Raw genomic sequence first — 18,708 nt, 5'->3', positions numbered from 1 at the left:
ATTGTAGGCAATGGGCGTTGGCGAACCGGCAGCCTCAAGACCTCACCATATGAAAGGACATTGAAATATTGTGTAAACATTGCCATTCCCCCGTCATAAATGAAAACAATTATCATTTCATGTTCTGGCGAGGAGACAGCTATGTGTAGGGCAGGCGTAATGACTCTGGAATGTGCGCGGGCGCATCCCTGAATGGCAGCGGGAACCTTCAACGCCGCGGAAAGCCGTCGCGGCTTCTGGATGCGGCATCTGCGCCGCTGGCACTGGATCAGTTCGGCGGTGTGCCTCGTCGGCATGCTGTTGTTCGCGCTCACTGGTTTCACGCTCAATCACGCCGGGCAGATCGAATCGCATCCGCAGGTCGAGCGCCACAGCGAGCGTGCGCCCGCCGCGCTGCTCGCGACGCTCGCGCATACGCCGCATCACGACAAGGGTCCGGTGCCTCCCGCGCTTTCGGCCTGGCTGGATCAAACGCTTTCGCTGGAAACCTCGGGCCGCACGGCCGAATGGTCGAGCGACGACGTTTATATTGCGTTGCCGCGCCCGGGCGGCGATGCCTGGGTCAGCGTCGATCTGGGCACGGGCGAGACCCAATACGAACTCACGACGCGCGGCTGGATCGCGTATCTGAACGATCTCCACAAAGGCCGCAACGCGGGCGCGGCGTGGGGCGTGTTCCTCGATGTCTTCGCCGCAGCCTGCGCGATCTTCAGCGTGACCGGTCTCTTCTTGTTGCATCTGCACGCGCGCGGCCGCGTGGCGACCTGGCCGCTGGTCGGCCTGGGGTTCGTCGTGCCGCTGCTGCTCGCCATCCTGTTCATCCACTAATCCACCACTGACTCCAGGAACTGTTTGCCATGCGCCGACTGATTGCCGTCACCCTGACCGGGATGGCGGCGGCCCCGTTCGCGGGCCACGCCGTTGCAGCCGAAATGACCGTCAACGTCGAGATTCCGCGTCTCGATGTCGCCGAATACAACCGTCCGTATCTGGCGATCTGGATCGAGCACGCCGACCAGACGCCTGTTAGCACGCTGTCGGTCTGGTACGACCAGCACAAGCGCAACGGCGAAGGCACCAAGTGGCTCAAGGATCTGCGCCAGTGGTGGCGCAAGGCCGGCCACGACATGCAGTTCCCCGTCGATGGCGTATCGGGCGCGACGCACGCGCCGGGCCAGCAGAGCCTGACGTTCTCCGACGCCGCCGCGCCGCTCGGCAAGTTGCCGGCTGGCGACTATCAGCTCGTCGTCGAAGCCGCGCGCGAATCCGGTGGCCGCGAACTCGTGCGCGTGCCGTTCCACTGGCCGCCCGCCGCGGCTGCGAACACGCAGGCCAAGGGCGATCACGAACTCGGCAGCATCGGCGTCAGCGTCAAGCCCTGAGCGTCGTCCGCGTTCCGCTTCGAGCAGGCGCCGCGCACGATGCGGCGTCGCGCTCACACCCCATCGCCGTTCCCGATCTCTACTTCGACCCGATTCGATCATGAAGCTTTCTTCCGCCAGATTCTCCGCGAAGGCATCGGCACTCGCTTTCGCCGCCTTGATGCCGCTCGCCGCGCACGCCGACCGTCTGTGGCTGCTGCCGTCCGCCACGGTGCTGTCGGGTAACGACACCTGGGTGAGCGTCGACGCCGCCGTCTCCGACGACCTGTTCATCGCCGGGCATGCGCCGCTGCGTCTGGACGGCCTCGTCATCACCGCACCGGACGGCTCGACGGGCAAGGCCGAAAACGCGGTCACGGGGCGCTTTCGCAGCGTGTTCGACCTGCAGCTTACGCAGGACGGCACGTGGCGCATCACCGTCGATAACCAGATGATCGGCGCGCAGTACAAGCTCGACGGCGAGAAGAAGCGCTGGCGCGGCAGCGTCGAAGCGTTCGCGAAGGAAGTGCCTGCCAATGCTCAGGATCTCGAAGTCATGGAGAACGACATGCGCGTGGAAACCTTCGTCGCGCACGGCAAGCCCAGCACGACCGCGCTCAAGCCGACGGGTCACGGGCTCGAACTCGTGCCGATCAGCTCGCCGGTCGATCTCGTCTCGGGCTCGACGGGCAACTTCCAGCTGATGCTCGACGGCAAGCCCGCCGCCAATGTGAAGGTGGCCGTGGTGCCGGGCGGCACGCGCTATCGCGACGACATCAAGGAAACGACCCTCACCACGGATCAGGACGGCAAGTTCAACGTCAAGTTCGCAGATGCGGGCATGTACTGGCTGGGCGCCCAGGTGCGCGACAACCATACGCAACTGAAGCAGGCGAAGATGCGCCGCGCCGCTTACGCGGCCACGCTCGAAGTGCTGCCGCAATAACTGCATCAAGCACCGGGCCGCTGCCATGCACCACACCGACTCCAGCGAGGCGCCGCGCGGCATGGCTGCGCGCGTGCTCGTGCCTGCTCACATCGATCGCCTTGCCGCCACGCCGCCGGGCGACGGACACGTTGCAATGTTCGACGGCGAAACGATGGGCACGACCTGGTCGGTGCGCTGCGTCCTGCCGCCGGGCGAGGACGCCGGGCAAACCGAGTCGCGCCTCGATGCCACGATCCGCGCCGTGCTCGACGAGGTCATCGAACAGATGAGCAACTGGCGCGACGACTCCGATGTGAGCCGCTTCAACCGCGCCGAGGCGAACACGTGGGTGACGGTGCCGCGTGCCTGTTTCGACGTCGTGGAAGCGGCACTGGCCGTCGCGCGCGAGAGCGGCGGCGCTTACGACCCGAGCGCGGGGCCGCTCGTCGACCTGTGGGGGTTCGGGCTGGCGCCGCGCCGTGCCGATTCACCTTCGTTCGACGAAGTGTCGGCCGTGCGTGCGCGTTGCGGCTGGCAGCGTATCGAGGCGGACCGCGCCGGTTTGCGCCTGTATCAGGCGGGCGGCAGCGCGCTCGATCTGTGCGCCATCGCCAAGGGCTATGCGGTCGATGCCGTGCGCGATGCGCTCGTTGCGAGCGACATCGACCATGTACTCGTGGAGATCGGCGGCGAGTTGCGCGGCGAGGGCGTCAAGCCCGATGGCATGCCGTGGTGGGTCGAACTCGAAACGCCGCCGCAGGAAGGCGCGTTTGCGTTGCCTCCCGGTGTCGATCTGATCGCGCTGCATGGGCTTTCGGTGGCGACCTCGGGCGACTACCGGCGCTATTACGTCGACAAGACGGACGTGCGCCGCGCGCATACGATCGACCCGCGCACCGGCTATCCGGCGAGCCATGCGCTCGCCAGTGTGACGGTACTGCACCCGAGTTGCATGCTCGCGGACGCATGGTCCACGGCGTTGACGGTGCTCGGTCCCGACGCGGGCATGCTGCTCGCGCAGCGCAAGCGCCTGGCGGCACGCTTTCTCGTGCGCACGCCCGACGGCTTTCGCGAACTGACGAGCCCGGCTTACGCGGCGATGCTCGAATGAAGCGCGCGCGATTCATGGGCATCGTGCCGATGGCGTGGGCGCTCGCATGCGCTGGCGCGGTCGTCGCCTGGTGGACGCCGTTGCGCCTCGCAAGCGCGGCGGCCGTTCTGTTCGCTTATGTTTGTGCTTGCGTTGGGATCGTCGTGGCGCACAGGCGTCGGGAGACGAATGCGCCGCTCGCCGATACGGCACCCGCCGACACGATTCTCATCGCCTACGCGAGCCAGACCGGCAGCGCGGAACTGATCGCCACGCAGACCCGGACCCGGCTCGAAGCGAGCGGGGCGCGCGTGCAACTCGTTGCCCTTGGCGCGCTAGAGGCGCACGATCTTGCCGCTTATACCCGTGCGCTTTTCGTTGTGAGCACAACCGGTGAAGGCGACGCGCCTGATGCGGCCACGGCGTTCGTGCGCAACCTGATGAGCGCGCAGACTGGCGTCGATCTCGGCGCGCTGCGCTATGGGGTGCTCGCGCTAGGCGACCGGCAGTACGCGAACTATTGCGCGTTCGGTTATCGACTAACGGCGTGGCTCGCGCAGCACGCAGCGCAACCGCTATTCGAAACGATCGACGTGGACAATGGCGAAATGGCCGCGCTCGAACGCTGGCAGACCCAGCTTGCGGCCCTGTGCGATGGCGTGACGGCCACACCGTGGCCGGCCGTGCGCGACAGCGTATGGACGCTCGACACGCGAACGCTGCTCAATCCCGGCAGCGCGGGCGAACCCGTCTACCATCTGGCGCTTCAGCCATCCGATAGCGCGGCGCTCGAATGGCTGCCCGGCGACATCGCCGAAATTCTTCCTCGACACGCGTCCGACACGGTGCAGCGCTGGCTCGACGCACGCGCGCTCGACGGTGTCGCTGCCGTGCAGTGTGACGGCGCGCCGATGACCCTGGCCAACGTACTCGCCACGCGCCAGCTGGCGTTGGGCGAGCTTGACGACCTCGCGGCGCTCCGTTCGCCGCAGGAATGGGCGGACACGCTCCCGCCGCTCGCACATCGCAGCTATTCGATCGCCTCCTTGCCAGGCGATGGCCAACTCGAACTGCTCGTACGGCAGGCCCGGCACGCCGACGATTCAGCCGCGCAAGGCTTCCGACTCGGTGTGGCCTCGGGCTGGCTGACCGAGCACGCGGCACGCGGCAGCGAGATCCGGCTGCGGGTGCGGACCAACCGCACGTTTCATCCGCCTGCCGACGACCGCCCGCTGATCCTGATCGGCAACGGAACCGGCCTCGCCGGACTGCGCGCGCACCTGAAGCGCCGCGTGCGGGCAGGGCACGGCCGTATCTGGCTGATCTTCGGAGAACGAAATGCTGCGCACGACGCGTTTTATCGCGACGAACTCAGCGACTGGCATGAGCGCGGCCTGATCGAACGACTGGACCCTGTCTGGTCGCGCGACGGCAGCGAGCGTCGCTATGTGCAGGATGCGTTGGCCGCGAATGCGGAGCCGTTGCGCGAATGGATCGACGCGGGCGCTTCCATCTACGTTTGCGGTAGCCGCAACGGCATGGCGCCCGGCGTGCATCGGGCACTGGTCGATGCGCTCGGGCAAACGCGCGTCGACACGCTGCTCGTCGATGGCCGGTATCGACGCGACGTTTATTGATGATCTGGCCGAAGGCTGCTCCGCGTAGCCTTCGCTCAACACCTGCTGAATGCAACTAACGGCCAACCGCGGTCGCACCCACGGCGGAGGCTGAGGAGCCCGCAGGCGTAGGCGTTTCTATCCGGCGGAAGATCAGGGCAGAGACGAGCGTGATGACCCCGACCCCCGCAAAACTCACGCGAAAACCGAGTTCGACCGACCCCCAATGCGCCGCGACGAGGCTCACCAGCGCGCCGCCGATCGTTACGCCGAGACCCATCGCCAGCATCTGCACCATCGAGAACAGGCTATTGCCGCTGCCCGCGTCCTCATGCGAGAGCCCCTTGAGCGTGACGCTATTCATGGCCGCGAACTGCATCGAATTGGCCGCGCCGAAAATAGCCAGCACAACGATTTCGACGATAACGGGCGTGCCGCGCGAGATCAGCGCGAAGGCGACGATCGAGCCGCCCACGATCAGCGTGTTGACGAGCAGGAAGGTGTCATAGCCGTAGCGGCGGATGAGCGGTGCGATCCAGCGCTTGGCCACCGTCCCCGCGAGCGCGGCGGGCAGCATCATGAGCCCGGAATGCAGCGGCGTGTAGCCGAGTTCGAGCTGCATGAGCAGCGGCACGAGAAACGGTACGGCGCTGGAGCCGATCCGGCACACCAGGTTGCCGATCAGGCCAACGCTGAAATTGGGTTCGCCAAAGAGCTTGAGCTTGAAAAGCGGCTCGCGACGGCGGCGCGCATAAGGCACATAGGCAAGCGCGGCGGCGAGACCGAGCGCAAAGAGTCCCGCCGACCACGCGGCGCGATGCGTCTGCACCGGCGCGTCGAAGGCGAGCGAGAACGCGATCATGCAGAGCGACACCAGCGCGCAGCCGGCGAGGTCGAAGGGCGGCGCGACGCTGGCCGACGCGCGCGGCAGATAGCGCTGGACCGCGACCATGCCTGCAAGGCCGATCGGCACGTTGATCAGGAAGATCCAGTGCCAGGTGATGGCCTCCACGAACCAGCCGCCGAGCGTCGGGCCGACGATCGGGCCCACCTGACCCGCAACTGAAATCAGCGCGAGCGCGGACACGTATTGCTCGCCGCTGACCGCGCGCAGCACGGCCAGGCGGCCGATCGGCATCAGCATCGAGCCGCCGATGCCTTGCAGCACCCGCGCGATCACAAGCTGGCCGAGCGTATGCGCGCTCGCGCAGCACAGCGAGCCGAGCACGAAAATGAGTATCGCGACGAAATAGACGCGGCGCGTGCCGAAGCGGTCAGCGAGCCAACCGGAGGCAGGCGTGAGCATCGCCATGGTGAGCGTGTAGGCGACGATCACCGGCTGCATCACGAGCGGTTTCACGCCGAGGCTTTGCGCCATGGAGGGCAGGGCGGTGTTGACGATCGTGGTGTCGAGCGCCTGCATGAAAAAGCCTGCGGCGACGATCCACAGCAGGGCCGTCTGGCTTGAATCCTTGGTCATGGGGGACTTCTTGGGCGCGGCGTGTGAAACGGGGCCTAGCCAGGCGGCAACCCCAACACGCGCGCAATGATCTGCAATGCGGTCATGATATTGTCATCGTCCGCAATCGGGAACCCCACTAAGGGCGTTGACTGTTATCGGCATCGGCGATAACGATGTCACAATGCGGCGATGCTCAATCCCATCTGGCTCAAATCCTTCGCGACGGTCGCGGCCTGCCACAGTTTCACCGAGGCGGCGCGCCAGCTCGGCCTCACGCAGTCGAGCGTCAGCGAACACGTCCGTCGGCTCGAAGACGACATCGGCCGCCGCCTGTTCGTGCGCGACACCCATTCGCTGGCGATCACGCCCGATGGCGAAGCGATGCTCGCACACGCGGGCGCGATCCTGCAGGCGATCAACCGCGCCGAGTCGCAGTTCCGCGCGCCGCGCCTGCGCGGCCGCGTGCGGCTCGGCTGCTCGGACGACATCGCGCTCGGGCCGCTGCCGACTGTCCTGACAGCGTTTCGCAACGCGCATCCCGATGTGGAACTGGAAATCACCATCGGCATGACCGGCCAGCTTTACGAACTGCTGGACGAAGGGGCGATCGAGTTGATGGTGGGCAAGCGGCGTCTCGGCGACAAGCGCGGCGCGGCGCTTTTCACGGGCCGGCTCGAATGGCTCGCGCGCGCGGGCACGACCGTGGACCTCACGCAGCCGCTGCCGCTGATCCTCGTGGCCGAGCCGAGCGTGACGCGGGCCGTGGTGCTCGACGCGCTCGCCCAGACCGATTTCCGCTGGCAGGTGGTGTGCACGAGCAGCAGCCATTCGGGCTGCGTGGCGGCCGCGCGCGGCGGGCTGGGCATCACGGTGCGCCCGCAGTATCTGGCGGCGCGCGGTCTGGCGCCGCCAAGCAACGTGGCAAGCCTGCCCGTGCTGCCCGATGTGGAGTTCATCGCGCTCGCGGCGAAGCGGTTGAGTCGGCCTGCGCAAACGCTGCTGCAACTGCTGCACGACAGCGACCTGCGGGGCTCCTGGATCGGCGAGTGACGGCGATCCGATGCAGCGGGGGCTTTTGATTCGTCTGGCATAGCGAAGTTCGCCGGGGTTGCAACAAAATTCGCGATTCACCAGACAATGGCGTCGATCGGACTGCTAAAAACAGGGATTCAACATTTTTGACATTTTTTAAGTTTCGCTTAAGAAAAGTCCGATAGTCTCGCAACCTTCGCTCATCAGCCCCGCAACGGCGCTGATGTCTCCCCGAAAGCGGCGCATCGCGCGGCTTTCCGCCAAGCAATCCGTATCCAGTAGATGCCCAAGCTCGTAACGACGACATCTCCGGGAGTCGCGGGCAAAGCGTTCATCGTGGCCGCTCTCAGCACGGCCTGTACCGCATGGCTCTCGCACCAGATGCCGAGCCAGAGTGTCGATGTCTCGTTGCATGCGTCCGACGACTTCCCCGAGCACCTCGCGCGCCATGCCGCCGCGCCCGCCGCCCCCGCAGTGCCGGTTTCAGCCGCTCCGGCCGCCCACGCCGCCGTTCCGGCTTACCGCGTGGAGACCGTTCAGGTCACGCATAGCTTCTCCGAAGCTGCCGATCAGCTTGGCATCACCGCCGCGACCACCGCAAAACTGGCCCACGCGCTGGACGGGCGGCTCGATTTTCGCCGCGACCTGAAGCCGGGCAGCGAAGTGCGTTTCGTGTTCCGCAACGGCGCGAGCGCCGCCGGCACACCGACCCAGACGGCCAATGCCGCCGCCCCGGCCGCATCGTCGGACGCGGCCGCCACGCCGGTCGCGATGCGCATCTCCACGGGCAAGGAGTCGCACGACCTGTTCTTCTTCCGCAAGCTGGACGGCAAGGCGTTCTACTACTCCGCCGATGGCAGCCCGGCCGCACCGACCTTCCTGCGCTATCCCGTGAACTTCACGCGCGTGTCGTCCGACTTCTCGCCGAACCGTCTCGACCCCGTCACGCATCGCTGGGCGGCGCACGAAGGCGTCGATCTTGCCGCGCCCATCGGCACGCCCGTGGAGGCGACGGCTGAAGGCACGGTGACGTTCGCGGGCTGGCAGCTCGGCTATGGTCGCGTCATCGAGATCAAGAATTTCGGCGAGTATTCGACCAAGTTCGCGCATCTTTCGCGCTTCGCGAAGTCGCTCCACGCGGGCATGCAGGTGCACCAGGGACAGGTGATCGGCTATGTCGGCAAGACCGGCTGGGCGACCGGGCCGCATCTGCACTACGAAGTGCACGTGAACAACGTCCCCGAAGATCCGCTGACCGTCGATCTGCCCGTGCGCACCGCATTGGACGGCGACGACAAGGCGCACTTCGCGCAGCAGGTCCAGAAGCTCACGCCGATGCTGTGAGTGTGCGCGGGCAGGCGCGTCAGCTTTTCGCCGCGCTCGTCGGCTTTTTGCCTGTCCGCTTCGGGCGCGCTTTCTCGCGATCGCGCCCGATGTCTTCCTGCGCTTCCTCTCCATCGTCGTCGAGATCTTCGGCGCCAATGCGTGCGCACGCACGCAAATGCTCCAGCGCGAGCGCCACGGCCACGCGGCTTACGCTGTCCGCGCGCCAGTACATCGACACCGATCCAAAACCCGTCAGACTCATCGGCAGCACGCGCAAGGCGTTCAGCCGCTCGAAACGCATGGCCGCGCGATGCGAGGCCACGCCCAGCAATTCGGTCTGGTTCAGCAGCGTCACATTGAGAATCGACGAATTCGATTCGACACAATGGCGCGGCATGCCGCGTCCCGCCGCCGCCAGCGCGGCTTCCAGCGCCTTGCGCACCGGCGTGCCCTCGGGCCAGACGATCCACGGATAAGCGAAGGCCTCGTCCCAGCCGATCGAGCGGCGCGCGGCGAGCGGATGCTCCAGTCCCGACACGAAATTGATGCGCTCGCGGTAGAGCACTTCGCCCTCCAGCAGCGCATCGGTGGCTTCGCTGGAAGTGCGCCCGACCACGATGTCGAGCTCGCCGCGCACGAGCTGCGGCATCATCAGATTCATGGTGCCCTCGACGAGGCGCACCTGCGCGCGCGGCAGTTCCTTCACGAGCCGCGCGACCGCCATCGGCACGGTATCCGCCGCCGACACTCCTGACGTCCCGATCGCCACCAGCCCGCTGCCGCCATCGCGCTGCGCGGCCAGATCGTCGCGCGCGCAGTCCAGATGCCCGGCGATACGGCGCGCGTGGGCGATCAGCGCCTCGCCGTAAGACGTGGGTCGCAGCCCGCGCGCGTGCCGCTCGAATAGCGGCAGGCCGATGTCCTCCTCCAGTTCCTTGAGCCATTTCGACAGGGCGGGCTGCGTGGTGTTGAGCGCCGCCGCCGACTGGCTCAGGTTGCCCGTTTCGCCCACTTTCAGCAGCAATTCGAGGTGTCGCAGCCGTAGCCGATGCGTCCAGTCCGTCATGTCGCGCGCCCCTAGGTATATCCAGAACTATATGGATGAGATGAATTTGTCATTTTACAGGGTATGCCTCGCCAGCCTATAAATTCATCCGTTGCCGATCGAATCCGGACGCGCCAAAGAAAATCGCAAGCGCGCCGCCAAAAAATGGAGACATCGATGTCCGCTACGGTTCAGAACGAATCCCGCGCCGCCTACTACGAGCGCATCGCGCGCCAGCAACTCACGCCGCTGTGGGAGTCGCTGCACAAGCTGGTGGCGGCGTCGCCGCAACCGCAGGCGCAGCCCGCGCACTGGAGGTACGCGCAGATCCGCGAACTGGTCATGCAGGCAGGCTCCGTCATCAGCGCCGCGGAGGCAGTGCGCCGCGTGCTCGTGATGGAGAATCCGGGCTTGCCCGGCAAGTCGTCGGTCACGCCGAATCTCTATGCGGGCCTGCAACTGATCCTGCCCGGCGAGATTGCACCGAGCCATCGGCATACGCAGTCGGCGCTGCGCTTCATCGTGGAAGGCAAGGGCGCATGGACGGCGGTGAATGGCGAGCGCACCACCATGCATCCGGGCGACTTCATCATCACGCCGTCGTGGACGTGGCACGACCACGGCAATCCCTCGATCGACGAGGGCGGCGAGCCGGTGATCTGGCTCGATGGACTCGACATTCCGCTGGTTGCGCATCTCGATGCGAGTTTCGCCGAGAACTTTCCCGAAGACACCCAGCCGGTCACGCGCCCCGAAGGCGACAGCTTCGCGCGTTACGGCAGCAACATGCTGCCGGTGCGCCACACGGTCAGCGACCCGACTTCGCCTATCTTCAGTTATCCCTACGAACGCAGCCGCGAAGCGCTCGACACGCTTTATCGCCACGGCGATCTCGACGCGTGGGACGGCGTGAAGCTGCGCTACGTGAACCCGGCCACGGGCGGCTGGCCGATGCCGACCATCGCCACCTTCATGCAATTTCTGCCGGGCGGTTTTCGCGGTCGCACCTACCGCAGCACCGACGCCACGGTCTATTGCGTGGTCGAAGGCCAGGGCACGGCGCATATCGGCGACAAGGCGTTCGAATTCGCCCCGCACGATGTTTTTGTCGCGCCATCGTGGGCGCCGGTGCGTCTCGACGCCGATGCGGACAGCGTCCTGTTCAGCTATTCGGATCGCCCCGTGATGGCCGCGCTGAACCTGCTGCGCGAATCGCGTAGCTGATTGGCGCTTGATTGGCGACCTTCATCCCTTCAAAACGAGTATTCAGAACTATGGCTTTCGTCTTCACTCCCGAGGCACCTGTTGCCATTCCCGTCGTCGGTTCTGACGATCAGTTTGCTGTGCGCCGCGTCTATTGCGTCGGCCGCAACTACGCGGCGCATGCCCGCGAAATGGGCTTCGATCCCGACCGCGAGCCGCCGTTCTTCTTCTGCAAGCCCGGCGACTCGATCGTGCCGGTCGCGTATGGTGAAACGCTCGAACTGGCTTATCCGGCGCAGACGGCGAACTACCACTACGAAGCCGAACTCGTCGCGGTGATCGGCAAGAGCGGATCGGATATTGCCGTGGAAGATGCACTCGACTACGTGTGGGGCTATGCCGTCGGCCTCGACATGACGCGCCGCGATCTGCAGATGAAAATGCGCGAAATGGGTCGTCCGTGGGAAATCGGCAAGGCCTTCGACCGCTCCGCGCCGCTCGGCCCAATTCATCGCGCGAGCGAAACGGGTCATTTCGAGCAGGCCGGTCTCTGGCTGACCGTTGATGGCGCAACGAAGCAGAAGAGCGACGTTTCGCATCTGATCTGGTCGGTCGCGGAAACGGTGGCGTATCTCTCGAAGTTCTTCCGCCTCGAACCGGGCGATGTGATCTACACGGGCACGCCCGAAGGCGTGGGTCCGGTGAAGCAGGGTGAGACGATGAAAGTGGGCGTGGAACGCCTTGGCGAATTGAGCGTGCGCGTGATCTGAGGCGACAGGAGCATTGATTGTGGAGCTTTACAGTTTCTTCAATAGCTCGACGTCCTGGCGCGTGCGTATTGCGCTCGCGCTCAAGGGACTCGATTACGCCACGCTGCCGGTGAATATCCGCACGCTCGCGCACCGCGAGACGCAGTACGTGAACGAAGTGAACGCGTCGGCGGCCGTGCCCGCGCTCGCTACTGACGCGCTGGGCGCGGGCGGCCCGCTCGGCCAGTCGCTGGCGATCATCGACTGGCTCGATGCCCGCTATCCCGAGCCGCGCCTGATTCCGACGGACCCGCAGCAACGTGCGCGCGTGTTGGAACTCGCGTATCTGATCGCGTGCGATATGCACCCCGTCAACAACCTGCGCGTGCTGCGCTATTTGCAGGACGTGCTGAAGGTCACGCCCGCGCAGAAGGACGACTGGTATCGCCATTGGATCGCCGAAGGCATGGCGGGTGTCGAGCGGCTGCTCGCGCGCGCAGGCAGCGAGGGGCCGTGGTGCTTTGGCGCACAGCCCACGCTGGCGGATTGCTGCCTGATTCCGCAGATCGGCAACGCTCAGCGCATGGGCTGCGATCTTAGTGCGTATCCGCGTGCGCTGGCCGTGTACGAGCATGCGCAAACGCATCCGGCCTTTATCCAGGCGCAGCCGCAAAGGCAACCCGACTATATCGCGTGATCCGGTCAGAGGAGACATTCAACATGAGTACAACGAATCAAACCGGGCCGCGCGTGATCGTGGTGGGCGGCGGTATTGGCGGCCTTGCCGCAGCGCTTGCACTCGCACAACGCAACGTGCGCGTGCTGCTGCTGGAACAAGCCGAGAAGATCGGCGAAATCGGCGCGGGCATCCAGCTTGGCCCGAATGCGTTCAATGCGCTCGACGCGCTGGGCGCGGGTGAAGCGGCGCGCGCTCGCGCGGTGTATACCGACTGGCTCAATCTGATGGACGCGACCGATGCGAGCGAAGTCGCGCGCATCGAAACAGGCGCGCGCTTTCGCGAGCGCTTTGGCAATCCGTACGCGGTGATTCATCGCGCGGACATTCACCTGTCGGTGCTCGAAGCGGTGCAGGACAACCCGCTGATCCAGTTCCGCACCAGCACGCAGGTGCAGACGCTCGAACAGGACGAGCGCGGCGTGACGCTCACCGACCAGCACGGCGAGCGCTACCGCGCCGACGCCGTGATCGGCTGCGATGGCGTGAAATCGTCGATCCGCGCGAAGCTGATCGGCGACGCCGCGCGCGTGACGGGCCACGTGGTCTATCGCGCGGTGGTGGAAACCGACAATATGCCCGAGGACCTGCGCATCAATGCGCCCGTGGTGTGGGCCGGTCCGCATTGCCACCTCGTGCACTATCCGCTGCGCGGCGGACGCCAGTACAACCTCGTGGTGACGTTCCATAGCCGCGAGCAGGAAGAGTGGGGCGTGCGCGACGGCAGCAAGGAGGAGGTGCTGTCGTATTTCGAGGGCGTGCATGCGAAGCCGCGCCAGATGCTGGACCGCCCGACGTCGTGGCGGCGCTGGGCGACGGCCGACCGCGATCCGGTGGAGCGCTGGAGCTTCGGCCGCGCGACGCTGCTCGGCGACGCCGCGCATCCGATGACGCAATACATCGCCCAGGGCGCTTGCCAGGCGCTGGAAGACGCGGTTGCGCTAGGCGCGGCGTACGAGGCTGCCGACGGCGACTTCGAAAAGGCGTTCGCGATCTACGAAAAGGCGCGCATTCCGCGCGCGGCGCGCGTGCTGTATTCGGCGCGGGAGATGGGCCGCATCTATCACGCGAAGGGCGTCGAGCGGCTCGTGCGCAATTCGCTGTGGGTCGGGAGGACCCAGGAGCAGTTTTATGACGGCTTGCAGTGGCTTTACGGCTGGCGTCAGGAAAGCTGTTTGCAAGGCGCGGTTTGAAGGGTGGGCGAGGGCGCCAGGCGGTGTCGACCGGATTCGTCTTCTGAGTGTCGATTTTATGGACTACAGTGCGAACTCATGCAGTCTCGTCTGACTGTTCACGAAGGAGCACTGGCATGGCGACCGAGCACGGGCAACACCCCTCATCCGTCGTGACGCTCAAGAGCGCCCACGACTTCGACACGACCATCGCGCGTATCAAAACCGCGCTGGAAGGCATTGGCGCCATCGTGTTCGCCGACGTGGACCAGCGCGAGGCCGCGGCGCTCTCGGGCCTCGACCTGCGGCGCACGCGGCTGATCCTGTTCGGCAATCCGAAAGCCGGCACGCCCATCATGGCGGCCAATCCGCACTCGGCGCTCGAGTTGCCGCTGCGTCTGGTGGTGTGGGAAGACGACGCGGGCCGCACGCATGTCGACTATCGCGACGTGGCGCAGACGCTTGGGCCGCTCTACGCCATCACGCCCGATCTGCTCGTGCCGCTGCAACGTGTGGCCGGGATGCTGCAGAACACCGTGCAGTAGTTTCCGCTATTCAAGCGCGCGACACGCCCTATGCGTCGCGCGCAGGAACCCACCGCCCAGCCTGCGCAAGGCGCTCAATAACACGCTGCGAGCCCTCGCAGCGTTCAAGGACGCGCGCGAGCGGCACGGCACCGTCAGATAGCGCGCGTGCCCTCACGCATCATCCGTCATTGCCCGAAATAAATATCGCAGTCCGAACGAGGCCAGCAGGGCTTGCCGATGCGATGCCCCGAGGCGCTACGCGTATCGGGCATGCCGCCATACGACATGTCGGTGTTCGCCTGGGCCGATGCATTGGCATCGTTGGTCATCGACTGATGGCCGTGTTCCTGCGACATCGGATCGTCTGTCGCCCGCGCCGTGCCAGGCGCGGTGGCGGTCGCCAACGTCACGAAGGCGGTGATAAACGCCAATCGGATCTTCATCTCCACACTCCTTCTTGAACGCCGGGGCCACGAAACAGGACGCCCCGACGCGCGCACGGCACGCTGGCGTGTCGTGCGCACTCGAGAGGAAGGCCGGAATGCCGGCGCGAACGCCTGGCTGCCGAACGTGTTAGCTAACTGCCTCACACAGTGGACCCGCCTCCGCCGATTCGGGAGGCGGCGCAGTGTGGCGCGGCGCAAGAAGAAGGGAAAAGCGGGCGCGCAGAGAATGTCCACGCTGCATTTCCAGTTATAGCTCGCACCCAAAAGACTGCAAAACGACCCTTCCCATCTGTTGCTTTTTCTTCCTCATTCTTTCGGTATTGAAATATATCGAAAGGTTAAGGAAATGTAATGGTCGCTGTGTAGTCATGTTCGGATGGTGTAATTCGCTCGCCCTGATGTCTGGCGCATCACCTGAATCGCGCTCAAAGCAAAAGGCAACGCCACACGTCTTTTTTGACGCGTCCCCAGGACTCTAAAACCAACTCGAAGAATCGATGGAGCCCAATAACATGTATCGCCGAGCATTACTCGCCGTGCCGTGCGCTGGCCTCGCCGCCGCACTGTTCGCGTGCGGCAGCAGCAATTCGAACAATGGCGCGTCGGCCACCGCAGCAGTGTCCGCGCAAGACGCTCTCACGACCGCTACGCCGATCAAGCACCTTGTGGTGATCTACGGCGAGAACGTCTCGTTCGACCACTACTTCGCGACCTATCCGAGCTCGACGAACCCCACGGGCGAGCCGGCTTTCGCGGCCGCAACGGGCACGCCGAGCGTCAACGGTCTCTCGGGCTCGCTGCTCACGTCGAACCCGAACTTCACGAACACGAACAACGGCACGGGCGCGGCTAACCCCTTCCGTCTCGACCGTTCGCAGGCCGCCACCGCCGACCAGAACCACGCCTACACTGCCGAGCAGCAAGCCGGCGACAACGGCGCGCTCGACCTGTTCCCGAAGTACACGGGTAGCGGCACGAGCGGCGGCGCAGGCGCCTTCGGCACGAAGGGCCAGGTGATGGGCTACTACGACGGCAACACCGTCACGGCGCTGTGGAACTACGCGCAGAAGTTCGCGATGAGCGACAACGCGTGGACCTCGACCTACGGTCCGTCGACGCCGGGCGCGCTCGAAGTGGTGTCGGGCCAGACCAACGGTCTCGAACTCGTGAACACGTCGAAGCAGCCGGCCACGGCCACGACCTCGTCCTACTACATCCAGGACGGCGCAGGCGGCCTCACGATGATCAACGACGTCGATCCGGGCTACGACACGTGTTCGAGCACGACCGATTCGGGCATGATCAACGCGCTCAACATCGGCGACCTGCTGAACGCGCAGAAGATCAGCTGGGGCGGCTTCATGGGCGGCTTCAACCTGCAGACCGTGAACTCGAACGGCACGACGGGTTGCAAGCGCAGCACGATCGCGACCGCTGTCAACGCCGCCACGGCCGACTACATCCCGCACCACAACTGGTTCCAGTACTTCAAGTCGACGTCGAACCCGCAACACACGCGTCCGAGCTCGACGGCTGCGATCGGTTCGAGCCTCGAAAGCGACGGCAAGACGGCTGAGCCGGCAAACCACCAGTACGACACGGACGACTTCTTTGCCGCTGTGAAGGCCGGCAATTTCCCGTCGGTGAACTTCCTGAAGGCGCCGGCCGCCCAGGACGCGCACGCTGGCTACTCGGACCCGCTCGACGAGCAGGCATTCGTCACCAAGGTCGTGAACTTCCTGATGCAACAGCCGGACTGGAAGAACACCGCCGTTGTCGTGACCTATGACGATTCGGACGGCTGGTACGACCACCAGTACATGGCGCCGGTTCGCTCGTCGATGGCGGCAGCCGACCAGCTCAACGGCAGCAGCGTGTGCGGTTCGGGCACGCAGCCGACGGGTGTGACGGGCGCGCCGGTCAACGGCCGTTGCGGTCCGGGCACGCGTATCCCGTTCGTCGTGATCTCGCCGTGGGCGAAGACGAACTACGTCGACCACACCTTCATCGACCAGGCTTCGGTGGTTCGCTTCATCGAAGACAACTGGCTCGGCGGCGCGCGTCTGGGCGGCGGTTCGTTCGACGCTTCGGCCGGCGACATGCGCGGCCTGCTCAACCTCACGGGCACGGCCAACACGACGCCGCTGTACCTCGACGGCACGCTCGGCACCCAGTTGAGCTCCGCACCGGCGATGTGATTGCCGCCCGGCGCGAGACCCGTTTGCGCACGCTCTGATCGAAGCTGATCCCGAGCGTGCGCGAACCCGGTCCTCGCGCCGGGTTTTCGCCGTTTTTCAGACCGGTTCCCGCAACGCGAACCGGTGCAGGTAGAGCCCGACGCCGTGTCGAGCGCCACCGGCCAACGCCGGGCGCCCACGGCTTTCGGCATTTTTGTCCCGCCAGGAAGAACGCTTCATGTCCGAGCTTTCCGCATCGCCCACTCCGTCTTCTCCCAAGCCGCGCGCCGCGGCGAAGCCCGCGCGCCTCGTGCTGCGCGCCGCCGCCGCCGTGGCGGTTGCCGCGCTCGGCTTCTGCGCCTATGCCGCGGCGTTTCCCGCCAGCGTGCCCGAACCGGTGGGCGAGATCGTCGAGAACCTGACCGGCGCGAATCCGCATCCTGTCGTGTTGCAGCGCCCGCCCGCCGCACCGCTGTCGGCGATGGCGCAGCTCGGCAAGCAGCTCTTTTTCGACCCGACGCTCTCGGCGTCGGGTCAGCAGTCGTGCGCGTCGTGCCATAGCCCGCAGCGTGCCTATGGCCCGCCTAACGGACTCGACGTGCAGAAGGGCGGTCTTGCGATGACGCAGCAGGGCTATCGTCCGCCGCCTTCGCTGATGTACCTGTATCGCCAGCCGAACTTCAGCATCGGCCCCGATGCGGGCGAGAACGACGATGCGCCCACGGTCGCCCAGCAGGCCAGCGCATCGGCCAATGTCGTGAAGTCGCAGAAGACGGCGGGCGGCGCTTCGACCTCGGTGGAGATGGTGCCGCAGGGCGGCCTGTTCTGGGACGGCCGCGCCGACACCTTGCAGCAGCAGGCCTACGGGCCGCTGCTCAATCCGGTGGAAATGGCGAATACGAGCATCGATTCGGTGGCGTCGAAGCTCAAGAGCGCGCCTTACGCGAAGCAGTTCAATGCACTGTTCGGAGACCGAATCTTCGACGATCCCAAGCTCGCCGTGTCCGAAGCGATGTTTGCGATCTCGCGTTATCAGGTGGAAGATCAGTCGTTCCACCCGTACAACAGCAAGTACGACCGCTGGCTCGAAGGTAAGGCACATCTGAGCCAGGCCGAACTGCATGGCCTGCGTCTCTTCAACGATCCGGACAAGGCCAACTGCGCGGGCTGCCACCTCTCGAAGCCGGGCAAGGATGGTCTGCCGCCGATGTTCACCGACTACCAGTACGAAGCGCTGGGCGTGCCGCGTAACCGCAAGCTCGCGCAGAATCAGGACGCGAAGTTCTTCGATCTGGGCGTATGCGGGCCGTTCCGTGCGGACTTCAAGGACCAGACTCAGTATTGCGGCATGTTCCTCACGCCCACGCTGCGCAATACGGCCACGCGCACGGTGTTCTTCCACAACGGCATCTATCACAACCTCGATCAGGTGATGGCGTTCTACAACGAGCGCAATACCGATCCGGGCAAGTTCTATCCGCACGGCCCCGACGGCAAGATCGAGAAATACGACGACATCCCGGTGCAGTACCAGAAGAACGTGGACGTGACGGATGCGCCGTTCGATCGCAAGTTCGGCGACAAGCCCGCGATGACCGCCGACGAGATCCGCGATATCGTCGCGTTCGTCAAGACGCTCAACGACGATCCGCTGCCATCGAACTGAGCTTGTTTTAAGCCACGACCTGCGCCCCCGGCGGCGCGGGTCGTGGCGTGATCATTCAAATCCCTTCCGCCAATGCGGCGCGAGCACGCCTCGAGCGAGTCTCTGCGCCCGCCCATCCACTTCCGCGACGAATTCGCAGCGCTTCTGGTATAGACGAGAACGCAAGCTGCCC

At 65.4% G+C, this 18,708-nt stretch carries 17 protein-coding genes; 14 read left to right on the top strand and 3 right to left on the bottom strand.

What is annotated here, in order from left to right; translation table 11 throughout:
• Positions 1-192: 192 nt before the first annotated feature.
• From U5782_RS01625 to U5782_RS01605, 5 genes are all read left to right on the top strand, one after another.
• Positions 193-828: a PepSY-associated TM helix domain-containing protein gene (locus tag U5782_RS01625; RefSeq protein WP_322042119.1), complete on the top strand. Its 636-nt coding sequence runs from the start codon at positions 193-195 to the stop codon at positions 826-828.
• A gap of 29 nt (positions 829-857) precedes the next feature.
• Complete coding sequence (locus U5782_RS01620; RefSeq protein ID WP_322042118.1) at positions 858-1,382, top strand: DUF2271 domain-containing protein; 525 nt, start codon at positions 858-860, stop codon at positions 1,380-1,382.
• 100 nt (positions 1,383-1,482) lie between these two features.
• Positions 1,483-2,307 (top strand): DUF4198 domain-containing protein, encoded by an 825-nt coding sequence (locus U5782_RS01615; RefSeq protein ID WP_322042117.1) that lies wholly within the window; start codon positions 1,483-1,485, stop codon positions 2,305-2,307.
• Positions 2,308-2,332: 25 nt separating this feature from the next.
• Positions 2,333-3,400, top strand: a complete 1,068-nt coding sequence (locus U5782_RS01610) for an FAD:protein FMN transferase (protein ID WP_322042116.1) — start codon at positions 2,333-2,335, stop codon at positions 3,398-3,400.
• Complete coding sequence (locus tag U5782_RS01605; RefSeq protein ID WP_322042115.1) at positions 3,397-5,016, top strand: sulfite reductase flavoprotein subunit alpha; 1,620 nt, start codon at positions 3,397-3,399, stop codon at positions 5,014-5,016. Before U5782_RS01610 ends, U5782_RS01605 begins: the two co-directional genes overlap by 4 nt.
• A 55-nt stretch (positions 5,017-5,071) precedes the next feature.
• On the opposite strand, the gene mdtD is transcribed toward U5782_RS01605, so the two are convergent.
• Positions 5,072-6,475, bottom strand: a complete 1,404-nt coding sequence (gene mdtD, locus U5782_RS01600; protein ID WP_415914223.1) for a multidrug transporter subunit MdtD — start codon at positions 6,473-6,475, stop codon at positions 5,072-5,074.
• Positions 6,476-6,646: 171 nt separating this feature from the next.
• On the opposite strand from mdtD, the gene U5782_RS01595 reads away from it, so the two are divergent.
• Together U5782_RS01595 and U5782_RS01590 are read left to right on the top strand one after the other, a co-directional pair.
• Positions 6,647-7,507 (top strand): LysR family transcriptional regulator, encoded by an 861-nt coding sequence (locus U5782_RS01595; protein ID WP_322042114.1) that lies wholly within the window; start codon positions 6,647-6,649, stop codon positions 7,505-7,507.
• Between the two features lie 264 nt (positions 7,508-7,771).
• Positions 7,772-8,833 carry a peptidoglycan DD-metalloendopeptidase family protein gene (locus tag U5782_RS01590; RefSeq protein ID WP_322042113.1) on the top strand — a complete coding sequence of 354 codons (1,062 nt, stop codon included), beginning with the start codon at positions 7,772-7,774 and terminating at the stop codon, positions 8,831-8,833.
• 19 nt (positions 8,834-8,852) lie between these two features.
• On the opposite strand, the gene U5782_RS01585 is transcribed toward U5782_RS01590, so the two are convergent.
• Positions 8,853-9,881, bottom strand: a complete 1,029-nt coding sequence (locus U5782_RS01585) for a LysR substrate-binding domain-containing protein (protein WP_322042112.1) — start codon at positions 9,879-9,881, stop codon at positions 8,853-8,855.
• 156 nt (positions 9,882-10,037) lie between these two features.
• Here U5782_RS01585 and gtdA point away from each other — a divergent pair, with 156 nt between their 5' ends.
• The 5 genes from gtdA to U5782_RS01560 all read left to right on the top strand — a co-directional run bounded on the left by gtdA (position 10,038) and on the right by U5782_RS01560 (position 14,265).
• Entirely contained in the window at positions 10,038-11,084 is a 1,047-nt protein-coding gene (gene gtdA / locus U5782_RS01580; protein ID WP_322042111.1) for a gentisate 1,2-dioxygenase, read from the top strand.
• A 50-nt stretch (positions 11,085-11,134) separates the two neighbouring features.
• Positions 11,135-11,833, top strand: coding sequence for a fumarylacetoacetate hydrolase family protein (locus tag U5782_RS01575; RefSeq protein ID WP_322042110.1), 699 nt, complete (start codon positions 11,135-11,137; stop codon positions 11,831-11,833).
• 19 nt (positions 11,834-11,852) lie between these two features.
• Entirely contained in the window at positions 11,853-12,509 is a 657-nt protein-coding gene (gene maiA, locus U5782_RS01570; RefSeq protein WP_322042109.1) for a maleylacetoacetate isomerase, read from the top strand.
• 23 nt (positions 12,510-12,532) lie between these two features.
• Positions 12,533-13,741, top strand: a complete 1,209-nt coding sequence (locus U5782_RS01565; protein WP_322042108.1) for a 3-hydroxybenzoate 6-monooxygenase — start codon at positions 12,533-12,535, stop codon at positions 13,739-13,741.
• Positions 13,742-13,857: 116 nt separating this feature from the next.
• Positions 13,858-14,265, top strand: a complete 408-nt coding sequence (locus U5782_RS01560; RefSeq protein WP_322042107.1) for a DUF302 domain-containing protein — start codon at positions 13,858-13,860, stop codon at positions 14,263-14,265.
• A gap of 167 nt (positions 14,266-14,432) precedes the next feature.
• Here U5782_RS01560 and U5782_RS01555 read toward each other — a convergent pair whose 3' ends face one another.
• Positions 14,433-14,690, bottom strand: a complete 258-nt coding sequence (locus tag U5782_RS01555; protein ID WP_322042106.1) for a hypothetical protein — start codon at positions 14,688-14,690, stop codon at positions 14,433-14,435.
• 515 nt (positions 14,691-15,205) lie between these two features.
• Here U5782_RS01555 and U5782_RS01550 point away from each other — a divergent pair.
• Both U5782_RS01550 and U5782_RS01545 read left to right on the top strand, forming a co-directional pair.
• Complete coding sequence (locus U5782_RS01550; protein WP_322042105.1) at positions 15,206-16,891, top strand: alkaline phosphatase family protein; 1,686 nt, start codon at positions 15,206-15,208, stop codon at positions 16,889-16,891.
• 217 nt (positions 16,892-17,108) lie between these two features.
• On the top strand, positions 17,109-18,536 hold the full coding sequence (locus U5782_RS01545) for a cytochrome-c peroxidase (RefSeq protein ID WP_322042104.1): 1,428 nt from the start codon (positions 17,109-17,111) through the stop codon (positions 18,534-18,536).
• The last annotated feature ends 172 nt before the right edge of the window (positions 18,537-18,708 follow it).

Source organism: Paraburkholderia sp. J67, from assembly GCF_905220265.1.
GTDB lineage: Bacteria > Pseudomonadota > Gammaproteobacteria > Burkholderiales > Burkholderiaceae > Paraburkholderia.
Note: the sequence above shows the minus strand (reverse complement) of the source record. Positions and strands in the feature narration are given on the sequence as shown.